Raw genomic sequence first — 24,152 nt, 5'->3', positions numbered from 1 at the left:
CTGGTAAGCAAAACCAGGACGGCCGCTACTTACTCCGCCTCATGCGGTCAGCCCTCGTCCAGCCGGCAATGGCGGCAATTACCTATTGAGGCGCTGAAAGGCCAGTCGAGCCTCGGCGCGGTTCTTCTCAAAGACCATATCTCGATGCCGCTCCAAGTATTCAACTTGGGGCCAGGCGCGCGGGTCTTTGGGGAACCTGATGCGGGTACAGTTTCGAAGGAGGCCGAGGACCTGCTGACTTGCACCGCTCGCAACGAGCGGCGTTCCGTCGTTCTTGAGGGAGATTAGCCCATTGTCCCAGAGCCAGTTCACATCGCCGCTCATGGGCAAGATGTTCTGTAGGACGTCGGGACCGCCATATTCCAAGGGCCATAGATGCCCTTGCTGGACCGCAAAGTGCAAGCCGTCTAACGATGGCAGTTCCAGAAGGGTAAAAACGCAACTTGGCCCATAATGCTGCAACATCTGGAAACGGAGTATCCGGCTTCGAATGATCTTATTCGACAGCGCGCGTTTTGGAGCCGCGCCTTCTACCGCCCGGCTTGAGGTGTCCTCATGCCAACCGCTTGGCCGATGCTCAAAAAGCGGCTCCAGGGCCGCGATCCGTGTCACTTCGAACGATGGCGCGGCGCGAATAGCGTGTGAATATGTGTAGAACGGCGCGTCGTTTATATCGCCTGCATCGTAGAGCATCTTGGGCGTCAAGGTGACGCTGAACCGGAGGATTGCGCCGATTTCCACTCGAATGAAATTGGGATGATCTGGATCCGGATGGACATCGACTACTTCAGCTAGGCCTTGATATCCTGTGTCTTCTTCGCCGCGTGGCGCGTAGATCAGGACGTGCCGGCCAATCAGTTTCCATGCCTTGAAAAGGTTGGTGCGATAGATTCGAACGACGTTTCGGGCTTCATTCAACTGACTTTGGCGAACATTCAGAACGTATTGAAGCATCTGGGCCGCGGAATAGTACGTAGATGCCTATTAGGCCCACCTTAGGTTAATGACCGCTGCAGGCTTGCGGCCTCATAGCGGGGGCCGCCCCACTCACACCGCATTTTTTCAGCATTCGAAGGTTGACTTGCCATGGGCTGACGCCATTCTGGCGCCACCATTTCCCCCTCGGTGCGCATGCGACTCATTTGTTTTTTTCTCCTCGCGTCTCTTTGTGTGTCGTCAGCATTGGCGCAGACGCCGTTGCCTCAGACTGCAACGGCGTCCCAGACGACCGACAGCAGCACGGCTGTCGACGATCTCGTTCGCATCCTCGAAGACGACACCGCGCGGGCGGCGCTGATCGAGCGGTTGCAGCAGGCGGCGCCGGTTGATGAGGCCGTTGCGGCACCCGAGGAGGCTTTGCCCGACCTCAGTATCGCGCGGCAATTGGCGGAATATACGCGCAGCGTGGCGCAGGGGGCTTCGGCGACGGTCCGGGCAGTTGGTGGGATATTTGTCAATTTCCGGCAGGCGGTCGATGGGACGCTGAATGCGGATTACGAGGTGCTGGGGGCACTGGCGGTTAATCTGGGGATCGTGCTGGCGGGGCTGTTTGGGAGTTTCTGGCTTCTGCGCCTCGCGACGCAGCCCCTGATGGCGCGGATTTCGCGGGGGGCAGCCAACCGTAATGCCTGGCAAAAGCTCGGGATCATCGCGACGGGGACGCTGGTCGATACGCTGAGCGTGATCATTGCCTGGGCCTTTGGCTATGTGCTGGCGCTGAATTTCGGCACGACGCCGCGCGGCGAGATGGGCATCAACCAAAGCCTCTTGCTCAACGCGTTCCTGTTTGTCGAATTGTGCAAGCTCGTCGTGCGGGTGCTGCTGGCGCCGCGGCATACGAGCCTGCGCTTCCTGCGGGTTACCGATGACAACGCGGCCTATTGGTCGTTCTGGCTGGCGCGGCTGGTGTCGCTGCTCGGCTATACGTTCATGTTCATCTCGCCCATGCTGGCTTCGGCGATTTCGCCGGCGGCGGCGACGGCGGTGCAGGTTCTCATAATGATCACCGTGGTGACGGTGGGCGTCATCATCGTGCTGCAGAACAAGGACGATGTGCGGGTCTGGCTGTCGGAATTGGCGGCGCGGCGCGGCAATGGCGGGCTTTGGCGAGTGCTGGCGGCGGTCGGGCAGCAATGGCATGTGCTGGCGATCGCTTATCTCCTGGCGCTGCTGGTGGTCTGGTTCGCCAATCCGCAGGAAGCGCTGCCCTTCATGCTCGGGGCGACGGTGCAATCGCTGCTGGCCGTGGTCATCGGGTCGCTGATCGTTGGCTTCATCAGCCGCTTCGTCAATGTCGGCCTGCGGCTGCCGCCCGATATCAGCCAGCGCCTGCCGCTGCTCGAAAACCGGCTGCAGGCCTTCGTGCCGGCCGTCATGGCCGTGGTGCGCTGGGTCGTCATTGCCGGCGTCGTGGTTTCGGTGGGGCAGGCCTGGGAACTGTTCGATTTTGCCAGCTGGATCGGCAGCGACGAAGGACTGGGCGTGGCCGGTTCGGTGGTTTCGGCGGCCCTGATCGTGCTTACGGCCATTGTGCTGCATGTGGTGGTGGCGTCCTGGGTGGAATATCGGCTCAGCTCCAATGTGGGCAAGCCGCCGACGCCGCGCGAAAAGACGCTGCTCAATCTCTTCAAGAACGCCTTTACGGTGGCGTTGGTGATTTTTGGCGTGATGCTGGCGCTGGCCCAGATCGGGGTGAATATCGCGCCACTCCTGGCCGGTGCCGGGGTCGTTGGTCTTGCCATCGGTTTTGGTGCGCAAAAGCTGGTGCAGGACATCATTACCGGCATCTTCATCCAGTTCGAGAATGTGATGAACGAGGGGGATGTGGTCGAGGCGGCGGGACGCTCGGGGGTGGTTGAAAAGCTGACGATCCGCTCGGTGACCATTCGCGACATGACCGGCACGGTGCATCTCATTCCCTTCTCGTCGGTCGACCAGGTGTCGAACATGATGCGCGGCTTCTCCTTTTATATTTCGGAGGTGGAAATTGCCTATGACAGCGATATCGAGGCCGCCAAGCAGGCCATGCGCGATGCCTTCGCTCTGGTGATGGAGCATCCCGACTATAAAAATGTCATCCTCGACGATCTGGATCTGCAGGGGCTGATCGCGATTACCCCGGCCTCGGTGACGCTGCGCTCGCGCATCAAGACGCTGGCGGGCAAGCAATGGGGGGCGGGGCGGTTTTATAGCGAAACGCTGATGCGGCTTTTCAGCGAGCGCGGCATTGAAACGCCGACGCCGAAGATGCGCTATATGCCGGGCAAGGGTGGAAAACCCTATCCCGAGCTGCCGCCCGGAGAAGAGCCGGCCTAAAACGCGTGGCGATCACAATGATCGCCGCGCGCTTCAGCTTTTGGCTTTCCGCATGTCTTGATCCCAAACCGGTGCCCACTTTCGGGAGACATGCTTTGAACTCATCGTGATCGGGCCGAAGCTTTGCCTTAAGGTGATCTTAATCGGGTGCGTTAATTATTTGATACGCGCGCTCGATGCTGTTCAGCCGGCGCGCTCGTGACTTTCTAGTTACCGCGTATCACGAGGCTCGACATGATCCGATCCGCCGGACTCTTTGCCTTTGGCAAAGCCGCAATGGCTTTTTCCCTCGTTCTGGGCCTGGCTGCGCCAGCCCATGGCAATAGTGCCGACTTCGTGCGCGGCCTTTGGCCCGACGCGCAGGCCATGGGGGTGAGCCGGCAGGCGTTCGACGCGTCGTTTGCGTCCTATTCGCCGATCTCCAAGGTGATGGAGCTGACGCGCAAGCAGCCCGAATTCTCCCAGACAGTACAGCAATATATCGACAAGCGGGTAACCGCGGCGCAAGCCGGCAAGGGCGCCGCGATGCGCAAGGAATGGGCGCAGACGCTGGCGGGGGCACAGCAGCGCTTTGGGGTGCAGCCCGAGGTTGTGCTGGCCATCTGGGGCATGGAAACCAATTTTGGCGGCTTCATGGGCGGGAACAACACCATCCATGCACTCGCCACGCTGACCGAGGGCGGCTATCGCACCGACTTCTTCCGCAAGGAATTGCTGACCGCGCTACGCATCGTTTCGGACGGGCATATCACCCCCGACCAGATGGTCGGCTCCTGGGCCGGGGCGATGGGGCATACCCAGTTCATGCCCTCGAGCTTCATGCGCTATGCGATCGACTATAATGGCGATGGGCGCAAGGATATCTGGAACTCGGTGCCCGATGCGCTGGGCTCGACCGCCAATTATCTCAATGCCTTTGGCTGGCGGCCGGGCGAAACCTGGGGCTATGAGGTCAAATTTCCAGCCGGCTTTGATTTTGCGCGGGCGCGGCAGCTGGACAAGGCGCCGCTGAGCCAGTGGCAGGCCATGGGGATTTCCCGGGTTTCGGGCAAGGCGTTTCCGCGGGCGAGCGATATGGGGCGGCTCTATATGCCGGCGGGCGCTTCCGGCCCGGCCTTTTTGCTGCTGCCCAATTTCGATGTGATCAAGCGCTACAACAATTCGGATAGCTACGCCTTGGCGGTTGGGCATCTGGCCGACCGGATCATTGGCGGCGGTAGCTTTGCGACGCCCTGGCCGGCGGGGGATTATGCTTTGAGCAAGGCGCAGCGATCTGAATTGCAGAGCCTGTTGGGCCGTGCCGGATACGATGTGGGGACGCCCGATGGCGTCGTCGGGCCCAAGACGCGGGCGGCGGTGATGGCATTTCAGGCGCGTGCGGGATTGCCGGCGGATGGGCATGTATCGGGGCTGCTGCTCGATCGGCTCAAGCGCTAGGACCGGCCTTCAACCGCTCGAAAGCGTGATTATCTGTTAACCTATTGTTAACCTCCGGAGGCGCAGACTCGGGGTGCTTAAGTAGAGGGCAGGCCAGCGCCACTGGATGGTGCGCCTGCCCTCGCCCATTCGGCCCCATCGCCATTCAACTGAGGCTGGTCTGCAAATGCCAGTCTTCTCCGCTTCCGGTGCTCACGTACCAAAGTACGCTCCGCTCCGGGTCTCGAAGACCGTCATTTTCGACTCAACCTGAGTTGAATGGCGATGGGGCCGCCGCGAGCGTCACAAATTGTCCGGCATTGATCTTCATGGTGCCAATGCCCTCCCAACCAATATAAGTCCGCAATGACCCGACTTCGTATTCTTGCCGCGCTTGCGGTGCTTGTTTCGCTCCTGCCGGTGCCCGCTTTCGCCCTGTCGGTGATGGACCCGTTCAACCTGCCGACATCGATGGATGCCGGCACGGCCAAGATCGGGGATGGCATCGCCTATGCCGATGGGCCGCGGCACAAGCTCGACGTCTATGGGCCCGAACAGCGCGGTGCGCCAGCGCCGGTGGTGTTCTTCATCTATGGTGGTGGCTGGAACCGGGGCGAGCGCAGCGATTATCAGTTCGTCGGGCGGGCTCTCGCCTCGCGCGGCTTTATCACGGTGATCGCCGACTATCGGCTAGTGCCGGAAGTGCGGTTTCCCGATTTTCTCTATGACAGCGCCGCGGCGCTGCGCTGGGTGCAGGACAATATCGCCAATTATGGTGGCGACCCGAACCGGCTGTTTCTCGCCGGGCATTCGGCTGGCGCTTACAATGCTGTGATGCTGGCGCTCGATCCCTCCTATCGGCAGGAATTTGGCGTGACCATGCCGATCCTGGCTGTGGCCGCGCTGTCGGGGCCCTATGATTTTTACCCGTTTGAATATGGCGAGGTGAAGGAGGCTTTTGGCAGCGCGCCGAACCCCGAGGGGACGCAGCCGATCAACCTGATTACCTCCTCGGCGCCGCCCATGTATCTGGCGAGTGGGACGTCCGATCCGATCGTGCGGGTTCAAAACACCAATCACTTTGCCGAGCGGCTGCGGGCCCAGGGTGTTTGGGTGACGACGCAGTATTACGAAGGCTTTGGGCATATGGAGCCGGTGATCGCCATGGGGGCGCTGTGGCGCTGGCGCATGCCGGTGCTCGACGACATGGTCGGGTTCTTCCAGCGTTTTGGGGCTTTCCCGAGCGGGGTGCCCTATGTGGTGGCGACGCCCAATGCACCGGAGCAGTTGCCGGAGGCGATTGCGCCGATGGATCAGATCGTGTCGCAGCTTAATGCGATGTTCCAGCCGATCGAGGAGTGAGCGGGAGGGGGCCCGTTTGTGTGGCGCCACCTCCTTCCATCCTCCCCCAGCAAGGGGGTGGTGGTGCATCGCGTTCGGGGCGCCTTGTTTAGCGCAGCGGTTCGATGATCACGGATGGCGCCGAGCGTTTGTTGGGGCCGTGGAAAACGGCTTCGATATTGTTGCCGTCGGGATCGCTAACGAAGGCGGCGTAGTAGCCGGGGTGGTAGTCGCGTTCGCCCGGCGCGCCGTTGTCGGTGCCGCCGGCATTGAGGGCGGCCTGGTAAAAGGCGTCGACGGTGGCCTGGTCCCTGGCCTGGAAGGCAAGGTGGATGTGGCTGGGGAGGATGTCGCCTTCGGTCTGGTCGACAAAGAGCTCATCGACCTGAAACCAGGTTTTTCCCGAAGCGGTGAACGGGATATCGAGGACGGCGAAGACGGCCTTGTAGAATTTCAGGGTCTTTTCGAAATCGTGGGCCCGCAAATGCACATGGTCGATCAGGCGGCCGGTGTGGAATGCCATTCTTTTGCTTCTCCCTTTCGCGCCGGTCAGGGCGCGGCGCGCCACCGGGCATCGGCCGTGATCTTGCCTGATATCTCAAGATGGGCCCCGGCCTTCGCCGGGGTGACAATCGAGGATGGGGTACTTCCGATGCTGGCTTGGATAGGCCCGAACAGCAAAACGCCCGGACATGCCGGGCGTTTCCTGGGGCCTGTTGAGCCTATTCGGCTTCGTCGGCCGGGGCCGAATTGAGCTGGCCGTATTTTTCCGGGCCGATCTTGTCGAGAAGTTCGAGCTGGGTTTCGAGGAAATCGATGTGACCTTCCTCGTCGGTAAGGAGGGCCTCGAACAGGTTCTTGGAGACATAGTCGCCAAGCTGTTCGCAGAGCTCGCGGCTGGCCTTATAGGCGGCGCGGGCGTCATATTCGCCGGCAAGGTCGGCTTCCAGCACTTCCTTGATGGTCTGGCCGATTCGAAGCGGCGCGACGCGCTGCAAGTTCGGATGGCCTTCAAGGAAGATGATACGCTCGATCAACCGGTCGGCGTGATGCATCTCTTCGATGGATTCAGCGCGTTCCTTGGCTGCAAGCTTTTTATAGCCCCAGTCATCCAGCAGGCGAAAATGCACCCAATACTGGTTGACGGCGCCGAGTTCGAGAAAGAGGGCCTCGTTAAGCCGCTCGATGACTTGTGCTTCGCCTTTCACGACGTACTCCACTGCGTTGCTGCTTGAGCTTTTCCAGCCCAGTCCGGAACGTCACAACGTCCCCAGGCGGATGGGCATTTTGGGCGTGGTAATTCTCTGTGACCTGGACGATAATGTCCACCACATTCGGCACGCAGCCCGCGCATTTCGCACGTCGGTTGAGCTCGGAATAGACCTTTGCAGGGACCACCAACTGCCAGGGATCGGCCTTGAGAAGATCAAGAACGATGTTCTCGATCTCTTGCGAGGTGATCATATTGCACTGGCAGACAAGCATTGGTGGGGCCGGAAAAGTCGTCTCAACGGGCGGCAATAAACGCCCAACATAGTTGAATGTCAACATCATAAATTGCCGCGGAAGCCTGCCACGCTCCGGCTTTGAAGCGCCCGCGTGACGCCTCGTTTTTCCGAAGGTCTTGTTCTCTGCCGGGCAATCTGGCACTAGAAATTCACTCATCCTGGACCCGGTGCAATTCCGGGTGGCTCTTCCGGCCGCCGATCCGCCGGACAATCAAGCAAGCTACATTTTCACCGTCAGGCTCGCCCAAGCGAACCGACTGCTAGCACTTGAGTATTTCATGTCCTTTTCCCAAACGCTTCGCCGTGACTGGCTATCCAATATTCGTGGCGACATTCTTTCGGGCGTGGTCGTCGCCCTGGCCCTGATTCCCGAGGCCATCGGCTTTTCCATCATTGCGGGCGTCGATCCCAAGGTCGGGCTCTATGCCTCGGTGGTGATCGCCGTGGTCATTTCCTTTGCCGGGGGGCGACCGGCCATGATTTCGGCGGCAACGGCGGCGACGGCGGTGCTGTTCGGCTCGCTGGTGCGCGAGCACGGGCTGCAATATCTGCTGGCGGCGACGATTCTGGCTGGGGTCATCCAGATTATCTTGGGTTGGTTGCGCATCGGGGCGGTGATGCGCTTTGTCTCCCGCTCGGTGATGACGGGTTTCGTCAATGCGCTCGCCATTCTGATCTTCATGGCGCAATTGCCCGAACTGATCGGGGTGACCTGGCAGACCTATGTGATGATCGCGGCGGGGCTGGCGGTCATCTATCTCTTCCCGCGCCTCACAAGGGCGGTGCCCTCGCCGCTCGTCTGTATTCTGGTGCTGACCGCGATCGCGCTGGTTTTTGGGGTCGATACGCGCACGGTGGCCGATCTCGGCGCATTGCCCAATGCGCTGCCGATGCTGCTCTTGCCCGAGGTGCCGCTCAACTTCGAAACGCTGCAGATCATTTTTCCGACCTCGGTGGCCGTGGCGGCCGTGGGCCTGCTCGAAAGCCTTCTTACCGCAAATATCGTCGATCAGATGACCGACACCAGGAGCGACAAGAACCGCGAAAGCGTGGGGCAGGGCATTGCCAATATCGTCAGCGGGCTCTTTGGCGGCATGGGCGGTTGCGCCATGATCGGGCAGTCGGTGATCAATGTGAAATCGGGCGGACGAACGCGGCTTTCGACCTTCGTCGCCGGAGCGTTCCTGTTGTTCCTGCTGCTGGTACTGGGGGAATGGGTGGGGCTCATTCCCATGCCGGCGCTGGTGGCGATCATGATCATGGTGTCGGTCGGCACGTTCAGTTGGTCTTCGCTCAGAGATCTCGCGCATCATCCGCGGCGGTCGAGCATGGTTATGCTGGCAACGGTCTTCACCGTGGTGGGGACGCATAATCTGGCGTTAGGGGTTGGCGTCGGCGTGCTGCTTTCGGGCATCTTCTTTGCCTGGAAGGTGGCGCAGATTTTTCGCGTGAGTTCAGTGCTGAGCGAGGATGGCAAGGCGCGCGACTATATGGTCGAGGGGCAACTGTTCTTTGCTTCGGCCGAGGAGTTTCTCGAGGCTTTCGACTTTACCGAAACGCTGGAGCAGGTGCGGCTTGACCTGACGCGGGCGCATATCTGGGACCTGACGGGCGTCAATGCCGTCGATAAGGTGGTGCTGAAGTTCCGCAAGGCTGGGGTGGAGGTGGAAGTGCTGGGGCTTAATGATGCCAGCGCCACCATCATGGACAAGTTGGCCATGCATGACCGGCCCGACGCCATGGAGAAAGTACTCGGGCACTAGGCCCGGGGTTTGCGTCCGGTGGTTTGGGATTGGGGTGCGTCCCGCCATTCACCGGGCGCGAGGCCTTCCACGGTCCAGTCGCCGATCTGCCAGCGTACGAGGCGCAGGGTGGGAAAGCCGACGGCGGCGGTCATGCGGCGGACCTGGCGGTTGCGGCCCTCGGTGATGGTGAGGGAAAGCCAGGTGTCGGGCACGCTTTTGCGAAAGCGCACGGGGGGATCGCGCTCCCAGAGTTCAGGTGGGTCGATCAGTTTTGCGATCGCGGGACGGGTCGGGCCGTCATTGAGGGTGACGCCGTTGCGAAGTTTTTTGAGGGCTTCTTCGGTTGGGATGCCTTCGACCTGTACCAGATAGGTTTTGGGTAGTTTGAAGCGGGGCGAGGAAATCTCGGCCTGAAGCTTGCCGTCATCGGTGAGGAGGAGGAGGCCTTCGCTGTCCTTGTCGAGGCGGCCGGCGGGATAGACCTCGGGCACCTTGACGAAATCGGCCAGCGTCTCGCCCGGATTACCGCCGGAAAATTGCGAGAGCACGTTGAACGGCTTGTTGAGGAGAATGAGGCGGGTCATGGGGCAGTGATAGTCGAGGGGTTTGAGATCGGCAATGATCGCGGCGTTGACCACGCTCAAGCATTTGTTGGCAGCAAGTCTTTTGTTGGCCGCAAAGGCTGGGGTAACATTGGCCGCGGCCTCAATGTGCAGTCTTTTGGGAGAGAGCAATGAAACCGACCCGTTCTTCGAGGCAAATTGCGTTGATTGTGGCCTCGGTCGCCATGACGCTGGCTCTGCCGGCGGCGCCGGCGCTTGCGGGCCCGGCGTTTGATGCCTGCGCTGCGGAGGCGGCGAGCCAGTATGAAGTGGGTTTCGAATCGATCGGACGGGAAACCTGGGACATCGATACCGAGGCGGCGATCAAGGCCTGCAGCGAGGCGCTGAAGGCGGAGCCCGATTCACCCCAGCTCAAGGGCTGGCTGGCGCGGGCCTATTTTGCCGAGGGCGATACGGAAAGCGCCGTGCCGCTCTTTGAAGAGGCGGCCGAAGGCGGGCATGTAATAGCGCTCGCCATTTATGGGGATATGCTGACCACCGGGGATGGCGTCGAAGAGGACATGGAGCGCGGGGCGCAATTGCTGCTCGAGGGCGCCGAAGCCGGATTTGCGCTGGCGCAGAATTCCATGGGGCTTTCCTATGATTTCGGCGAGGGCGTCGAGCAGGATTATACCCAGGCGGCGCGCTGGTACCGGGCGGCGGCCGAGCAGGGCATGCCCAAGGCGCAGTCCAATCTGGGGCTGATGTATCAAGAAGGGCTTGGCGTGCCGCTCGATTATGTGGCGGCGGCGGCATGGTTCGAAAAAGCCGTGGCGCAGGGCGATGCGTCGGCGCAGGTGAACCTGGGCAAGGTGTTGCAGGATGGGCTGGGGCAATCGGTCGATCTGACGCGCGCCGTGGAACTTTATCGGCTCGCTGCCGATCAGGGCGACATGTATGGGCAGAACAATCTCGCGTTCCTGCTCGAAAATGGCGAGGGGGTCGATAAAGACATCGCGGAAGCCGCCGAGCTTTATCAATTGGCTGCCGACCAGGGCATGGCGCTCGCCAAGCACAATCTGGCGCTGCTCTATGAAGACGGGCGCGGCGTGAAACAGGATTATGCCAAGGCGCTGACGCTCTATATGGAAGCGGCCGAGGGCGGGGAAATGCGCGCGGCGGTCAATCTGGGCCTACTCTATATGGATGGGCTCGGCACCCCTGTAGACTATGTCAAGGCGCTGAAATGGACCGAGATGGCGGCCGACAAGGAACAGCCGATCGGGCTCAACAATATGGGCCATATCTATGAGAACGGGCTGGGGGTCGATGTCGATCTCGCCCTCGCCAAAAGCTATTATCAGCGGTCGGCGGATTTTGGCTATCAGCTCGCCGTGGACAATCTGGCGCGGCTCAATGGCAGCGGTAGCGGTTCGACGGGCGGCAAGACCAAGTCGAAGTAGCCTTGAGGTAAATCGACAAAAGGCCTCGGCTAGAACTCGCCGGGACCTTCTTGCTTTTTGATCTCGCTATCGGCCAGTTTCTGGCGATGCCGGGCGGCGACGACGGCGGCCGAGGCGGCGGTCCGGTGGGCGGTCGAGAAAAACTCGCGATGAGCGACGACGAGGATTGTGGCAAGGCAGGTGGCGACCGCCAGCCATTCGGAAATGAACCAGGCGACGGTGGCCACCGAAAAGTAATAGGCGCGGATGCCGGAATTGAAGTTCTTGGCGCCGAGCGCGTTCATGCGCGTGATGGCGTCGATCTCTTCTTCCGAGGTTACCCGGTCATGTTCGAGGGCGCCGAGCATTATGCAATAATGATTGAACTGGCGCAGCGACAGGGTGAAGGCAAAGAAGGCCAGCACGAACATGGTCAGCATGACCATGAGGTGGATCTGCACGTCGGCGATCGAGAAGACCTTGTCCACGGAGAGCGTGCCGAGCGTGTCCATCAGCGTCGGCAATTGTCCGAAGACGGCAAAGACCGCGAGGACCAGCAGCACCGAGGTGGAGGCCAGAAAGCTCACCGAGCCCATGATATTGCCCGAGAGTATAGCATCGAACGGGCTTTCGCGACGCGTCGCATTGGTGACCCAGCGGCGGCGCTGCATGTTCATGATGCTCGAGAGCGAGGGGCGCCGGCGCTCGATCAGCGGCACGATGATATTATAGGCGTAATAGGCCAGAAGCGGAAAAACTGAAGTGAAAAGCGTTGCCGTCATGGAAGGCCCCCGAAGCGATTGATCACAACTTACAATGGGCGCGGGTGGCGGCGGAAGAGCGTGTCGATCTCGCTGAGGACTTCGGGCGAGAGCGTCAGGTTCACCGCGCCGAGATCGACGGCCAATTGCTCGGTGCTGGTGGCGCCGATAATGGTCGAGGTCATGAACGGGCGGGTGCGGCAGAAGGCAATGGCCATCTGGGCGGGGTCGAGGCCGTGCTTTTTGGCAAGGGCGAGGTAGTCACGGGTGGCGGCTTCGGAGAATTCGTTCTGGCGCCAGAACGACTTTTGGTACTCCTTGCGGCTGCCTTTGGGCGTCGCACCATCGAGATATTTGCCGGTCAGCATGCCCGCGGCGAGCGGGGAATAGGCGAGGAGACCGACGTCTTCGTGGTGGCTCAGTTCGGCCAGGTCGTGATCGAAAAGGCGGCGGAGGAAATTGTATTCGTTCTGCACCGAGGCAAGGCGCGGCAGGCCTTTGGCTTCGGCGATGCGCAGCCACTGGGAAATGCCCCAGGTGGTTTCGTTGGAAACGCCGATGGCGCGGATTTTTCCTGATTTCACCAGCTCGCCCAGGGTTTCGAGCATGTCCTCGAGATTGGCGAGGATATCGGCGGTGTCCTGCTTGTGCGGGGCAAAGCGCCAGTAATTTTCGAAATGATAATGGCCGCGGCTGGCCCAATGGATCTGGTAGAGATCGATATAATCGGTCTTGAGACGCTTGAGGCTGCCATCGACCGCAACGCGGATCGAGGCGCCGTCGGCGCGCTTGCCTTCGCGGAGGAAGGCATTGCCGCCGCCACCGATCTTGCTGGCAAGAACCCAGTTCTCGCGATCCTTGTGGGTGGCGAACCAGTTGCCGATGATCTCTTCGGTGCGGCCGGAGGTTTCGTGGCTGCCGGGCACGGCATAAAGTTCGGCTGTGTCCATGAAATTGATGCCGGCATCGCGGGCCATGGCGATCTGGGCGTGACCTTCGGCCTCGGTGTTCTGGCTGCCCCAGGTCATGGTGCCGAGGCAGATGTCGGTCACATCGATACCGGTCCGGCCGAGTTTCTTCATTTCCATGATGGGCGCCCCAAATCCATAGTTCCAGCAGGGCAGGACGGTAGACCCTTCAACGCGAAGGGGAAAAGACGGGAACGGCGTCAGGCGAAGTTTTCCACATGCCTTGCGCGGCAAGTGCCTGATTTTCCTCAAGGTGGAGGTGTTGCGTCAAAAAACCGTCATCGTATCCGCTTTGGGGGTTGAGGTCTTGGAAAGTACCCCCTATATAGCCCTCACACCGCGCCGAGGCGCTGTGTTTGACGCGGGATGGAGCAGCCCGGTAGCTCGTCAGGCTCATAACCTGAAGGTCGCAGGTTCAAATCCTGCTCCCGCAACCAACAGAACCACTGACCGAGACATCGGTCGGTGGTTTTGCCTTTTTAGGCCTTGCGGAGCGCGGCAAAGGCCAAGCGAAGAAAGCCCCTTTCCGGAGGCTTTTCTTTTTCAGCACATCGCTTCTTTAAATTGGCCCGGCGCCTAGAAGTTGCCCTTCATTAGTCGCGACACCTCGTGCTGAACGAAGTCGTGGGAGACGCTCTCGGCGTCAAAGCGCTCGAAGAGCTGTGACACGAGCGGCACCAAGTGCGCGGCAAGATTGTCCTTAAGGCCCTTGACCGGGACTTCGGTCTCGATGAGGACCTCATCGCTGCGCGAGGGCCGGCCTTCCATGAACACGCCCGACAGAGGGTTGGCCCAGCTTTTGAGCTGGCGCCCCTGTAGGCCGGTATAAAGAATTCGCAATTTTATGGTGAGTGCGTCCGGATCATCCTTGGCCAGATGCTGAGCAAGGGCGGCGGCGTGGAGCAGGATTTCGCCCATGCGCCAGATGGGCAGCGTGGAGTCAAAAATCGTTCTCGCGGGGAACGTCTCCTGCCCGTCTTCCTGGTAGCCGCGGATCAGGAACATGCGCCCCGATGGCACGCCGCGCCAAAAGTCGCAGTGAGCGGGATCCTCGAAACTGCGCTGCACTGTGCCTTCGGGCCGCAGCCAGGTTTCGATCGCCCCATCAACCTCGCGGGGACGGATCTCTTCGCGGTTCAAGACCATGAAAACCGGCCAGCCGGTATATTTCTTCCTCGCGACCCCGGCGAGCATCCGTTCGAATTCCCGCGTCGTCGGCGTTTTGATCTCGCCGATGAAACAATAGTCGGCGCGATAGTAGCCATCGGGAAAGCGGGCCGGACTTTGGGGGGGCAGGGTGCTGACCAATGACTGCCAGCGCTCGATGGATTCGCGGAGGAAACGCTCCTGTGCACCGCCGGCGGCAGGTTCGTCCATTAGGCCCACGACACGCAGAATATCGAAGGCTTTGGCGAGGCTCAAAGTCATTTCCCCGCGTTCAAACGCCGCCATGGTTGGCGCGCTGACGCCGGCAAGCGCGGTGTGCTGACGCTTGGTCATCCCGCTTTCTTTGCGCCGCTCGATCGTTTCATCGATCAGCTTCTGCCAATTCAGCGGCTCTACTCCTCGAAGAGACGAAGGCATTGGTTCCTCACTCCTTCTGCAAAGCGGCTGATAAAGCCATTGGGTGGTTCGCCTTGGGGCGTGTTGATCGGGTTTTTGTCGATCTGTCTTTTGAGGTCGGTGAAGGCGAGATCTATAGCGCGCGGGGGAAGACCGATTTCGAGGCCGAACTTGCGAAAAAGCGAGCCGGTGAGGTCGTCGAGATTGCGCACCTTGCCCAGGATCGAGAGCCCGAAATTCCGATCGAGGTTTTCGTAAAGGGCGGTGTTGAGGACGTCATAAACGGGGGAAAGCCGGAGTCCTTCCCTGGATTCAAGGAGCGAGAAGTTCTTCAGGTGCGCATCGCAGTTCGCGAGGGCCGCGAACACGATGAGCCGCCGGAAGAGTTTGTCGAGATCGATGATCGGGCGCGCCGAGTGATCCCTAATCACCTGCGCGACCTCTTCATAGCTACTTTGGTATTTGCCGTCGTAGTTGAGGCCGCGCGGTTTTACGAGGATCTGCGCAAAATCCTCAAGACGAAGCTTTTCGCCCGTTTTCGTGCGGTCAAAGCGCGTAACGATCAGTGCTACTTCGTCCCCGACATGTCCGAGCTGGAACTCCGTGACTTCCTTCTTGCCCAGAACGGCTGCGGTCCATTGGAGCGAGCGAAGCTCGTTGCGGACGAGGGTCTTCTCGCCGTCTGAGTTGAATTTTGCGATGAAGGGGGCGGGTCCGTCCTGGCCTGCGGGAAGGAATTGATCGCCCTTTTGCACGACGAGCAGTTTCTTCTGCACACCCGAGAGCGTTCTTCCCGGCGTTGGTGCGCCTTCCTCGATCTTTGGAATATCGGTTGTGTCGATTGGCCTGACGCCAACGGCCCCGATGCAATCTTCGCCATAGCTTAGCAGCAGGGCGAAGTCATTCTGCTCGTCCTTGATATGGGCGCCGCGTGCCTGCTTCTCACGCAACCATCCTTCCGGGCCGAGATGCTGGAAGAAAGGATGGAGGGCGTTGGGCCAGTTGTGCTCGCGTTGGGTTGCCGGGAAGCAGCAAGCGACATCGCTCTGCCAGCCATCGTGATAGGTAAAACGCGTTCCGCCCGTCACCGTCTGTTCGAGGGTGCCGGCTGATTCATTCTTGAAAAGAACTTCCGCACGATACGGATTTGTAGCTATGGCTTTGTCTCTGCCCTTCTTGCAGGATTTTGGGATGTTCCCTTAATCTGTAGCTGCATTATGGATGAGTTTTGGAAAAAAGCAAGCTATAGCTTAATTTCTGTAGTTTGGTTCCGTATGTTGAAGCTGTGGCTTGTAGGGTGAGGGAGTCTGGGGAGGCTTTAGGTTTTTGAAGCTGTAGCTTCATTCTGTGTTCGGTGCCAGTAGGCTGGTCGCGTCAAGACCTGGCCTCGATGCTGTGTAGCGGCGAGGCCCCTCCAGGTGGCTCCTTAGTTCGGAACCCGGCGGCCACCAGCGAAGCGATGGAGGTCGGTGGTGTTGAAGCCGATCCGGATTGATTTGCCCGCTTCGAGGGCAACGTCGCCTTCCGCCTTGATGGTCAGCGGGCCGATGGCTTCGGCTTCGGCATAGATCAAGGTTTCTGCGCCAAGATGCTCGACGTGACGAACGCTGGCAATCCAGGGGCCGTTTTCGCTGAGGCGCAGGTGTTCGGGCCGGATGCCGACGAGATCGCCGCCTAGTTTCCTGGCTTCCTCCCCGGTGATGAAGTTCATCCTGGGTGAGCCGATGAAGCCGGCAACGAAGGGGGTGGCGGGCTGGCGGTAAAGCTCCATGGGGGCGCCGGCCTGTTCGATGCGACCACCATTGAGCACCACGATACGGTCGGCCATGGTCATGGCTTCCACCTGATCGTGGGTGACATAGACCATGGTTGCGCCGATGCGGCTATGAAGTTCGGCCAGCTCCACGCGCATCTGGGCCCGGAGGGCCGCGTCGAGATTGCTGAGGGGTTCATCGAAGAGAAAAACCCTGGGCTTGCGCACGATGGCGCGGCCGATGGCGACGCGCTGGCGCTGGCCGCCGGATAATTGCTTGGGCTTGCGATCGAGGAGATGGGTCAATTGCAGCGTTTCGGCGGCATCGGCCACGCGGGCGGCGATTTCGGTCTTGGCCATGCCCGAGAGTTTGAGGCCAAAGCCGATATTGTCGGCAACGCTCATATGGGGATAGAGCGCATAGGATTGAAACACCATGGCAATGCCGCGCTGGGAGGGATCGCTCGTCGTGACATCATCGCCCCCGATATGGATCGAGCCACCGGAAACCTCCTCGAGCCCGGCGATCATGCGCAGCAGGGTGGACTTGCCGCAGCCCGAGGGGCCGACGAGCACGGTAAAGGAACCCTCGGGGATGGTGAGATCGAGGCCGGGAATGATCTCCACCGCGCCATAGCGCTTGTGGACGGCGGAAAAGACGACATCAGCCATTGGTAAGCTCCTGGGTCTGACCCATGTTGCGCATGACCGGCGGCGCTTCGGGATCGGCGGGATAGAAAAGGTTGGTAATCCAGACCAGCCCATCAGCCGCGCTGAGTTCGACAAGGCCGCGATCGATAAAGAGTGTCAGGTCGAGGACGTCATCGGCGGGCCAGAAGAAGTCAACGACGTAGTCGTGCCCGAATTGATCCATCCCCGCGATGGCCTGCCTGATGGTTCGGATCGAGCCCCGCTCCGAGCTGTCGCGCCGGACGACGAAGTGCGGCTCCTCCTCGCCGAAGAGGACAATGGCCATCTCCTCACCCACAGCGAGATCGGCCATGAGATCGACCCGGCTGGTACCGGGCAGGGCGGCGCTCCCAAATCCCGCCTCGGCCGAGGCGGGAACATGCGCGGCGACACGCAGGCCGTCGGGGGTAGCCGCGAGGCGCAATTCGCGCGGCAGGGACATGACGCCCCGGAAGGCGGCAGTCTTTGTCTGCTTGGCATAGAGCCAGTTGCTGGCCCAGGCGATGGCGGTGGGCCTTTGGGTGCCGCCGGTTTCGAAAAAGGTCTGGGCCGCATAATAGTCGCGGCCATAATCGAGCCAGAGTTCGGTTTCGGGCGGATTGGCATTGGTGAAGGCCGTGCCATCGAAGTGCCCGATAAAATACTGGGTGCCGGAGCCTGGTGCATAGCCGCCGGGATTGAGGCCGACGATCAGCACCCATTGGATCTCGCCATTGGGGGCGAGGAGAGGCACCAGATCTGGGCATTCCCAGGGGCCGGGGCTGTGCCGGCCATGGGTTTCGCCAAAACTGGACAGATGGGTCCAGCGTTCGAGGTCGTCCGAGCCGTAAAAGCCGATCGACTGGCCTTCGGTCACCAGCATGATCCAGCGCTGGCTTGGCTCGTGCCAGATAACCTTGGGATCGCGGAAGGCCGTGAAGCCGGGATTGGGGACGACCGGATTGGCGGGGTGGTTTTCGAACCGGGCCAAGGCGCGGTCGGCATGGACAAGGCATTGGACCTGATAGTCTTCGCCCGCCGCGGTGGTGCTGTGGGCGGTGTAAAGCAGCTTTATCGCGCCCTCGGTAGTTTCGACGGCGCTGCCGGAAAAACAGGTGCCGAGCGCGCCGGGATAAAGCGCGACCTGTTGCTCCTGCCAGTGGACGAGATCCTTGCTGGTGGCGTGGCCCCAATGCATGGGCCCGTGCAGGGTGCTGTCGGGGTCGTGCTGGAAAAACAGGTGCCACACGCCGTCGACACGGATCATGCCATTGGGATCGTTCATCCAGCCGGCGCGGGGTGAGAAATGCAGGTTGGGACGGAATTTTTCGGTCATAGCCTAGCCCTTGACGCCGGAGGACATCACCGAGGCGATGAACTGGCGCTGGAGAATGAGGAAGAAGAGGATGACGGGGATGGCCATGGAGACTGCGAAGGCCATGATATTGCCCCAGGCGGCCTGATTGGTGCCGAAATAGGCGGACATGGCGACCGATAGCGGCCGATATTCGGGGCCGCGGGTGACCATCACCGGCCAGAGATAGGCATTCCAGATTTCGAGAAATTGCAGCACGGCAATGGCCGAGATCACCGGCTTCGAGAGCGGCATGGCGACGTGCCGATAGATCTGGAAGAAGGAGAAGCCATCGATCCGGGCTGCTTCGATCAGCTCTTTGGGCAGGCGCGAGAAGAACTGATAAAACAGGAAGATCGACATGGCATTGGCGACGCCCGGCACGATCTGCACCTGATAGCTGTCGACCTGGCCCAGCCATCCCGCCATCATCAATTGCGGCAGCACGAGACTTTCCCCCGGCACGGCGAGGGTGGCGAGGATCAGGATCATTACCGGCTTGCGGATTGGCAGGGTGCCTTGCGCGAGGACGAATGCGGCCATGGAATTGAAGAAAATCGACAGGATCAGGGTCGAAAAGGTGATGAGCGCGGTATTGGCGAGATAGCGCGCGAAGGGGTGCACGGGGTCGGTCCAGACCTCGATATAGTTCTGGAGGGAAAAGACCTGCGGGATGAAGGAGCGGAGCGAGCCCATGGACACCATGATGTCCTGCTCATTGGGGTTGAGGCTGATCGTCACCATCATCATGAGCGGCAGGAGGACGCCGAGCGCCAGGACGAGCGCGAAAAGCAGTGGCAGCATGGCATCGCGGTTGAGGCGCATCATGCTTCTCCCTCATTCTTGAGGAACCGGCGCTGCAATAGCGCGATGGCGGTCACGGCAAGGAAGAAGAACACGGCGACAGCCGAGGCATAGCCGACCTTCTGGGTCGCGTAGCCCTGCTTGAAGAGGTAGTGAATGATGGTGGTTGTCGCCCCGTTCGGCCCGCCCTTGGTCAGGATATCGACCTGGGTGAAGAGCTTTAGGGCGCCGACCGTGGTGATGATCAGGAGGAAGATATTGACGTTCCGCAGGCCCGGCCAGGTGATGTAACGAAAACGCTGCCAGGGCTTGGCGCCATCGAGTTTTGCGGCCTCGTAGAGGTCCTGCGGAATATCCTGCAGGCCTGCGAGATAGATCAGCATCTGATAGGGAAAGGTCGCCCAGGCCGAGAGCGCGACGACCGAAAGCATCGCCGTCGAAGGATTGCCGAGAAAATCGACATAGTTTCCCTGGCCGGCGAACCATTGATAGACCGCATTGAACGGCCCGGCGGGAATGCGGAACAGCACCGCCCAGATCGAGACGATCACCGTCATCGGCAGCAAGAGCGGCAGGATGGCGATCGAGCGGAAAAAGCCGCGGAACGGAATGGCCGAATTGAGAACCATGGCCGCGCCGAGCGACATGGCAAGCTGCACCGGCGTTACGATCAGCGCGAAAACCACGGTGTTCCAGATCGCCTGCCAGAACAGGGGATCGACGAACATGCGCTCGTAATTAGTGGTGCCGATGAATTTCGTCGGGATCGGCCGCGGCACGAGACGCTGGTCGGTAAAGGAGAACCAGACCGACAGGAGGAAGGGCGTGACGATGAGCGCGATGATGAAGAACAGCGCCGGCAGCAGCATGGCCAGTTCCTGGCCTTGCCCCTTGGTCCTGATACGCATGGATTGATCCTCCGGCCCCTTGGGCCATTCAAGAAGACGGGCGCGCCGGGAGGTGGCGCGCCCGCAAAGCGGCTTACTGTCCGAAGGGCGGGTAGCCGTCGTTATCTGCGATATCCTGATCGATCGTCTTGGCCGCGCGATCGAGTTCGCTCTTCACGTCCACATCGCCCGAGAGCACGTTGACCACGGCGGTCGCCCAGGCATTGGTGATCACCGGATAGGCCGGGTGAACCGGGCGCACCACGGCGCAGCAGGCGGCGAGTTTGGCGAAGAGTTCGCCGGCTCCGCCTTCGCCATAGGTCTTGGAGAGCGGAATGGCCGAGGCGCGCGAGGGCACATAGCCGGTCGTGTCGGCATAGGCGGCCACCTGTTCGCTCGACATGGCGTAGTTGAGGAAGACCTTGACGTCCGCAAGATTGCTCGAGCTGGATGGCACGGCCCAGCCCCAGCCGCCATTGGCCGAAATCGGGCCGGCCTCGCCAAAGGCGGGCGGTGGAATGAGGACGAGATCGTCGCCAAGCCCTTCGCGATGCGCCGGCCACATCCAGTTGCCGACCCATGAAAGCGCCGCGGTCTTTTCGCCATAGAATTTGTTGTCGCCGGCGCTGGCGGGAACGATGTAGCCGGCCTTGTTCCAATCCTGCAGCGTCGTCAGCGTATCGACATTGGCGTCAGAATTGATCGTGCCCTCAGCCGTCCAGGTCTGCCGGTCGATGATGTCGCCGCCATTGGACTGGGCGAAGGGGGAGAAGCCATAGGTCATCCATTCGCCGGCGCCATAGTTCATCTTGACGTCGAGCGGCCACTCGACTTCGGGCAGGGCGGCGAGCTTGGCCAGCGCCTCGCCCATTTCCGCGCGCGTCCAGGCATCGTCCACCGAAGTGGGGATGCGCACGCCGGCCTTTTCCAGCATCGCCTTGTTGCCCCAGAGGATGGTGCCGGAATCATAGGGGCTGACGAAGTAGAACTCTTCTTGCGGACCATAGGTGCCCTGCGCCTTGATAGCGGGCAGCAGGTCTTCGAGGATGGCGGGGTCGAGCAGATCGCCGATCGGCTGAATGGTGCCGGCCCAGGCGACCGAGGCCATGTTCGGTCCATCGAGCATGATCACGTCGGGCAGGCCGCCGGAGAGGGTCGCCGCCTGGATCGCTTCATTGTAGCTCGGGATCGGTACGACATTGAGGGTGATGCCTTCGGCGCCGTATTTGGCGTTAAAGGTCTCCTGGAGCTGGGTGAAATAGGGCTTTTCGCTATCGCCATCGATGACCCAGGCAGTGAGCTGCCCAGCGAGGGCATGCGAAGACATCATGCAGGTGGCCAGAGCCACCCCTGAATAAAGAATGCGGTTCACAAAAATCTCCTCCGAAGGCGGGTTATCCGCTTATGACAACGTGAGACAATTGCTAATGCAGGTTGTCTCACGTTGTCAATAGCGCATGGCAGCCTTGCAAAAACCGGGACTAAAGCGAGTGCCGCTCGATGAATTTGCCTTTGAGACGAAGGGTTTGGCCCTCTTTCGCGCCATCGATGGCGAGGGTCATGGCGGCCCGGCCCATATCGTAATAGGGCAATTCCATCGTCGACAATCCGGGCTGCAGCAGGCCGGCGATCGGATCGAGATTGTCGAAACTGGCCACGGCGATATCCCGGCCGGGTTTCAGGCCCAGCTCCCCCAGTTCGAAATAGACATTCATCGCCATGATGTCCTGACCGCAAAGGATCAGATCGGGTTTTTCATCAGCGCCGAGGACCTCCGCCAATATGGCGCGCGTCCCGAACTTGGTTGGAGCCCCGGCGGGGGAGAGCACGGCGGTATGCATTCGACCGGAGGCTTCGTATCCCGCCGCGCGGGCCGCATCGACAAAGCCCTTGCCGCGCAAATGGCTCGCGACGATATCGGTGCCGAGATTGAGGAAGACGGGGCGCCTATAGCCGCGCTCATAAATGATGCGGGTCAGTTCGAAGGCGAGCTGATAATCGTCGGGGACCACGGCGGCATGGCGACCGCTCTTGTCGAAGCAGTTGAGCAGCACATGCGGCACGCCCGTGGGGGCAATATCCACCTCCTGATGGAAGATGGCGGCATAGATGATCGCCTCGGCGCGAAAGGCGGCGAGCTGACTATCGGCCATGTCGGCGCTTTGGGTGCCCCGCTCGATATTGAACAGCATCATCTGCTTGCCGCGTTCCCAGGCCACGTCCTGCGCGCCGCGCACGAGATCGATCGAGGAGGTGGTGGTCGCCACCCCATCGGCGAGGAAGCCGATGACATTGCTGCGCTGGGATCGCATCATGCGCGCGGCCTGGGAGGGTTCATAACCGGTTTCGGCGATAATCGCTTCGATCCGCGCCCGCGTTTCGGCATTGACGAGCGGGTCCCGGTTGATCACGCGGGACACGGTTTTGAGCGAGGTTTTCGCCCGCCGGGCAATTTCGCGCTGGGTACTCAAGGCAATGGCTTTCGTTGGACAATTTCCGATAGGTGCCACAATGACGAGGCCGAGAGCAACAGCGACGCCTTTTGCGGCGCCGCCTTCTTCGCTGGCCTGTGGCAAAGGCCCCTGGCTTGGGCTAAGGGATGAATATCTCGAATAGAAGCGCGGGTCGGTTCCTTGTCATCCATTGTTCCTGTCATTCTCGCCGGGGGTCAGGGGACCCGTTTGTGGCCGAAGTCGCGTTCGGCGCGGCCCAAGCAGTTCATCGATCTGGTGGGCGAGAGCAGTCTCTTTCAGCAGAGTCTTGAGCGGGTGAAGGATGCCGGGCGCTATGAGGCGCCTATCGTCATTACCAATGCCGAATATCGCTTCCTTGTCGCCGAACAGGCGCAGGAGCGGGGCATTGCGCTCGGCGCGATCCTCCTTGAGCCCGTGGCGCGCAATACCGCGGCGGCGATTGCGGCGGCGGCGCAGGTGGCGGTGAGCCAGGACGAGAATGCGGTCATCCATGTCTTGGCTTCGGACCATCTGATCCCGGCGAGCGCGGAATATTTTGGGGCGGTGGACAACGCCGCGCTCGCGGCGCGCGACGGACATCTTGTCACTTTCGGCATCACGCCAGATCGCCCGGAAACCGGCTATGGCTATATCGCCATTGGCGAGGCGCTGCGCCATGGCGCGCACAAGGTGGGGGCTTTTGTCGAAAAGCCCGATCTTGAAAAGGCCGGGCGCATGCTGGAACAGGGCGGGTTTGTCTGGAACTCGGGCATGTTCATGCTGCCGGCAAAGCTGTTTCTGGCCGAATGCGAAAACCTGGCGCCGGAGGTTTTTGCGGCGGCGCGTGGGGCGGTGGCCGGGGCGAAAAGCGATCTCGATTTCATCCGGCTCGAAGAAGCGAGCTTTGCCGCTTCGCCCAATATTTCGGTCGACTATGCGATATTTGAGCGGACCGACAGGGCGGCGGTGTTGCCGGTGTCGTTCGAATGGTCTGATCTTGGAGCCTGGGATGCGGTGTGGAAGGGGCAAAGCCGGGACGCGGCCGGCAATGCCGTTTCCGGGCCGGCCATGATTTCAAATTCGACCAATTCGCTTGTGGTCACCGAGACGGCGCATGTGGTGGTGGATGGGCTCGATGATGTGGCCGTTATTGCGACGGAAGACGCGGTTTTCGTCGGGCGGTTGAGCCAGGCGCAGAATGTCGGGGCGATTGCCAAGGCGCTGAAAGCCGATGTGGCGACGCGGGCACTGACGGAGACGCACAAGACCTCGTATCGGCCGTGGGGCGGGTATTCGTCCATTTTGATGGGTGACCGGTTTCAGGTGAAGAAGCTGTTCGTCAAACCAGGCAAGAAACTGAGTCTCCAAAAGCATCATCACCGGTCCGAGCACTGGGTGGTGGTGCGGGGTACGGCCGAGGTGACGGTGGATGGTCAGGTGACCATGCTAAGCGAGAACCAGTCGATCTATCTGCCGCTTGGCTGCACGCATCGGCTGGCCAATCCGGGCAAGATCGAGCTGGAGTTGATCGAGGTGCAGACCGGGTCATATCTCGGGGAAGATGATATTATCCGGATCGAGGATGAGTTCGGGCGGAGTTGAATTTTTCTTGCCGCAGTAGTCCTCATGGT

21 protein-coding genes, 1 tRNA gene and 1 other annotated feature are annotated in these 24,152 nt (G+C 60.8%); of the genes, 7 read left to right on the top strand and 15 right to left on the bottom strand.

Annotated elements, in window-relative coordinates:
- Positions 1-78: 78 nt before the first annotated feature.
- Positions 79-954, bottom strand: a complete 876-nt coding sequence (locus ASD83_RS15160) for an HNH endonuclease signature motif containing protein (RefSeq protein ID WP_056312234.1) — start codon at positions 952-954, stop codon at positions 79-81.
- A 243-nt stretch (positions 955-1,197) separates the two neighbouring features.
- Here ASD83_RS15160 and ASD83_RS15155 point away from each other — a divergent pair, with 243 nt between their 5' ends.
- The 3 genes from ASD83_RS15155 to ASD83_RS15145 all read left to right on the top strand — a co-directional run bounded on the left by ASD83_RS15155 (position 1,198) and on the right by ASD83_RS15145 (position 6,093).
- Positions 1,198-3,315 carry a mechanosensitive ion channel domain-containing protein gene (locus ASD83_RS15155; RefSeq protein ID WP_162249178.1) on the top strand — a complete coding sequence of 706 codons (2,118 nt, stop codon included), beginning with the start codon at positions 1,198-1,200 and terminating at the stop codon, positions 3,313-3,315.
- Positions 3,316-3,549: 234 nt separating this feature from the next.
- On the top strand, positions 3,550-4,752 hold the full coding sequence (locus tag ASD83_RS15150; protein WP_056312230.1) for a lytic murein transglycosylase: 1,203 nt from the start codon (positions 3,550-3,552) through the stop codon (positions 4,750-4,752).
- A 345-nt stretch (positions 4,753-5,097) separates the two neighbouring features.
- Positions 5,098-6,093, top strand: coding sequence for an alpha/beta hydrolase (locus ASD83_RS15145; protein WP_244489188.1), 996 nt, complete (start codon positions 5,098-5,100; stop codon positions 6,091-6,093).
- Between the two features lie 88 nt (positions 6,094-6,181).
- Here ASD83_RS15145 and ASD83_RS15140 read toward each other — a convergent pair whose 3' ends face one another.
- The 3 genes from ASD83_RS15140 to ASD83_RS21340 form a co-directional block, all read right to left on the bottom strand.
- Entirely contained in the window at positions 6,182-6,595 is a 414-nt protein-coding gene (locus ASD83_RS15140) for a VOC family protein (RefSeq protein ID WP_056312228.1), read from the bottom strand.
- A 199-nt stretch (positions 6,596-6,794) separates the two neighbouring features.
- Entirely contained in the window at positions 6,795-7,280 is a 486-nt protein-coding gene (bfr, locus tag ASD83_RS15135) for a bacterioferritin (RefSeq protein ID WP_056312497.1), read from the bottom strand.
- Positions 7,246-7,737: a (2Fe-2S)-binding protein gene (locus tag ASD83_RS21340; protein WP_244489187.1), complete on the bottom strand. Its 492-nt coding sequence runs from the start codon at positions 7,735-7,737 to the stop codon at positions 7,246-7,248. The genes bfr and ASD83_RS21340 overlap by 35 nt, the downstream gene beginning before the upstream one ends.
- Positions 7,738-7,793: a sequence feature (sul1 is cis-regulatory element that is thought to sense ions involved in sulfur or methionine metabolism; They are found in Alphaproteobacteria), on the top strand.
- 65 nt (positions 7,794-7,858) lie between these two features.
- On the opposite strand from ASD83_RS21340, the gene ASD83_RS15125 reads away from it, so the two are divergent.
- Positions 7,859-9,343, top strand: coding sequence for a SulP family inorganic anion transporter (locus tag ASD83_RS15125; protein WP_056312495.1), 1,485 nt, complete (start codon positions 7,859-7,861; stop codon positions 9,341-9,343).
- Here the strand turns inward: ASD83_RS15125 and ASD83_RS15120 are convergent.
- Positions 9,340-9,963 (bottom strand): pseudouridine synthase, encoded by a 624-nt coding sequence (locus tag ASD83_RS15120; RefSeq protein WP_056312493.1) that lies wholly within the window; start codon positions 9,961-9,963, stop codon positions 9,340-9,342. The genes ASD83_RS15125 and ASD83_RS15120 overlap by 4 nt on opposite strands.
- 95 nt (positions 9,964-10,058) lie before the next feature.
- Between ASD83_RS15120 and ASD83_RS15115 the strand changes: the two genes are divergently transcribed.
- A complete protein-coding gene (locus ASD83_RS15115) occupies positions 10,059-11,330 on the top strand; it encodes a tetratricopeptide repeat protein (RefSeq protein ID WP_056312223.1) in 1,272 nt (423 codons plus the stop codon).
- Between the two features lie 29 nt (positions 11,331-11,359).
- Here the strand turns inward: ASD83_RS15115 and ASD83_RS15110 are convergent, their stop codons facing one another.
- Positions 11,360-12,091 (bottom strand): DUF599 domain-containing protein, encoded by a 732-nt coding sequence (locus ASD83_RS15110; protein WP_082561221.1) that lies wholly within the window; start codon positions 12,089-12,091, stop codon positions 11,360-11,362.
- A gap of 29 nt (positions 12,092-12,120) precedes the next feature.
- Entirely contained in the window at positions 12,121-13,158 is a 1,038-nt protein-coding gene (locus tag ASD83_RS15105; protein WP_056312221.1) for an aldo/keto reductase, read from the bottom strand.
- Positions 13,159-13,398: 240 nt separating this feature from the next.
- On the opposite strand from ASD83_RS15105, the gene ASD83_RS15100 reads away from it, so the two are divergent.
- Positions 13,399-13,475 (top strand) — tRNA-Met (locus ASD83_RS15100).
- 139 nt (positions 13,476-13,614) lie between these two features.
- On the opposite strand, the gene ASD83_RS15095 is transcribed toward ASD83_RS15100, so the two are convergent.
- From ASD83_RS15095 to ASD83_RS15060, 8 genes are all read right to left on the bottom strand, one after another.
- The gene (locus tag ASD83_RS15095) at positions 13,615-14,538 is read right to left on the bottom strand and encodes a transcriptional regulator (protein WP_244489186.1); all 924 of its coding nucleotides are present in this window, start codon (positions 14,536-14,538) and stop codon (positions 13,615-13,617) included.
- Positions 14,539-14,597: 59 nt separating this feature from the next.
- On the bottom strand, positions 14,598-15,758 hold the full coding sequence (locus ASD83_RS15090; RefSeq protein ID WP_056312218.1) for a type II toxin-antitoxin system HipA family toxin: 1,161 nt from the start codon (positions 15,756-15,758) through the stop codon (positions 14,598-14,600).
- Between the two features lie 269 nt (positions 15,759-16,027).
- The gene (locus ASD83_RS15085; RefSeq protein WP_056312216.1) at positions 16,028-17,026 is read right to left on the bottom strand and encodes an ABC transporter ATP-binding protein; all 999 of its coding nucleotides are present in this window, start codon (positions 17,024-17,026) and stop codon (positions 16,028-16,030) included.
- Complete coding sequence (locus tag ASD83_RS15080) at positions 17,019-18,359, bottom strand: glycoside hydrolase family 32 protein (protein ID WP_056312214.1); 1,341 nt, start codon at positions 18,357-18,359, stop codon at positions 17,019-17,021. The genes ASD83_RS15085 and ASD83_RS15080 overlap by 8 nt, the downstream gene beginning before the upstream one ends.
- Before the next feature lie 3 nt (positions 18,360-18,362).
- Positions 18,363-19,205, bottom strand: coding sequence for a carbohydrate ABC transporter permease (locus ASD83_RS15075; protein ID WP_082561219.1), 843 nt, complete (start codon positions 19,203-19,205; stop codon positions 18,363-18,365).
- Complete coding sequence (locus tag ASD83_RS15070) at positions 19,202-20,089, bottom strand: carbohydrate ABC transporter permease (RefSeq protein ID WP_056312212.1); 888 nt, start codon at positions 20,087-20,089, stop codon at positions 19,202-19,204. Before ASD83_RS15070 ends, ASD83_RS15075 begins: the two co-directional genes overlap by 4 nt.
- A 73-nt stretch (positions 20,090-20,162) precedes the next feature.
- Positions 20,163-21,440: an extracellular solute-binding protein gene (locus ASD83_RS15065; protein WP_056312210.1), complete on the bottom strand. Its 1,278-nt coding sequence runs from the start codon at positions 21,438-21,440 to the stop codon at positions 20,163-20,165.
- A 109-nt stretch (positions 21,441-21,549) separates the two neighbouring features.
- Complete coding sequence (locus tag ASD83_RS15060) at positions 21,550-22,539, bottom strand: LacI family DNA-binding transcriptional regulator (protein ID WP_162249177.1); 990 nt, start codon at positions 22,537-22,539, stop codon at positions 21,550-21,552.
- A 162-nt stretch (positions 22,540-22,701) separates the two neighbouring features.
- Between ASD83_RS15060 and ASD83_RS15055 the strand changes: the two genes are divergently transcribed.
- Positions 22,702-24,123 carry a mannose-1-phosphate guanylyltransferase/mannose-6-phosphate isomerase gene (locus ASD83_RS15055; protein ID WP_056312207.1) on the top strand — a complete coding sequence of 474 codons (1,422 nt, stop codon included), beginning with the start codon at positions 22,702-22,704 and terminating at the stop codon, positions 24,121-24,123.
- Positions 24,124-24,152: the final 29 nt, after the last annotated feature.

Source organism: Devosia sp. Root685 (genome assembly GCF_001427875.1).
Lineage (GTDB): Bacteria > Pseudomonadota > Alphaproteobacteria > Rhizobiales > Devosiaceae > Devosia.
Note: the sequence above shows the minus strand (reverse complement) of the source record. Positions and strands in the feature narration are given on the sequence as shown.